This is a genomic window from Exiguobacterium sp. B2(2022) (assembly GCF_028823655.1).
GTDB classification, from domain to species: Bacteria; Bacillota; Bacilli; order Exiguobacteriales; family Exiguobacteriaceae; genus Exiguobacterium; species Exiguobacterium aestuarii_A.
This window is the reverse complement of sequence record NZ_JAPEHX010000134.1, coordinates 1-911: the sequence shown is the minus strand read 5'-3', so window position 1 is coordinate 911 and position 911 is coordinate 1. Positions and strand designations below refer to the sequence as shown.

1 protein-coding gene and 1 pseudogene are annotated in these 911 nt (G+C 55.2%); both read left to right on the top strand.

Features of this window, described 5'->3' with window-relative positions:
- Window positions 1-730, top strand: a 730-nt coding sequence (locus ON063_RS14680) for an ABC transporter ATP-binding protein (protein WP_274665631.1), incomplete at its 5' end; no start/stop codon positions are given.
- Window positions 727-911: pseudogene (locus tag ON063_RS14675) on the top strand (sugar ABC transporter permease); the annotation flags it as partial. The gene ON063_RS14680 and the pseudogene ON063_RS14675, both read left to right, overlap by 4 nt.

Here is a 911-nt window from a genome sequence, read left to right as displayed (position 1 = left end):
CGGACTCACCGATTATTTGAAACGGAAGCCGCGTGAACTGTCAGGTGGTCAGAGACAACGTGTCGCGTTGGCACGAGCCATCGTGACGGAGGCACCGATTTGCCTGATGGATGAGCCGCTCTCGAACTTGGACGCGAAACTGCGGGCAAAAATGCGCTCGGAGATTCGCCAGTTGCAGCGAAAACTTGGACTGACGATGATTTATGTCACACATGACCAAGTCGAAGCGATGACGATGGCGGACCGGATCATGCTTCTCAATGAAGGGGAAGTGCAACAAGTCGGGAAGCCGCTCGACCTGTACAATAAGCCGGCGAACACGTTCGTCGCCTCGTTCATTGGGTCGCCCCCGATGAACCTAGTCGAGGTCACCCGACAAGAAAAAGGGTGGATAGCAGCGGACGGGCGCCTGTTCCATCCGAACGCATTGACAGAAGTGTCAGAAGCGACGCTCGGCGTACGTCCAGAACAGATTAAACCTGCCGACGAAGACGTTACGTTTTATGCGGAGCTGAAAAACATCGAAGTACTCGGAACCGAGACGATCCTTGCGTTCGATGTCGGTGGCAATGAATGGCTAGCGAAATGGCCAGGACAATGGCCACTCACCGTCGGAGAAAAAGTGGCGTGTTACGTGGAACCGAAACAGATGTCGCTCTTTGACGCGACCGGACAGCGCATCGAGCCACGACAGCCGAAGCTGTTTGAGGCGTTGGAGGTGTTCCAATGACGGTCGCTTTACCGAGAGAGAAGGTCCGCACGAGAATGTCGGACGCGGCGAGCGGGCTGTTGTACTTGTCTCCGTCCATCATCTTGTTTGGTGTCTTTCTCGTCTATCCGCTCCTCCGGACGATGTACTTGAGTTTCTTTCGGACGGACACACAAGGGACGCCACTCGAATTTGTCGGCGT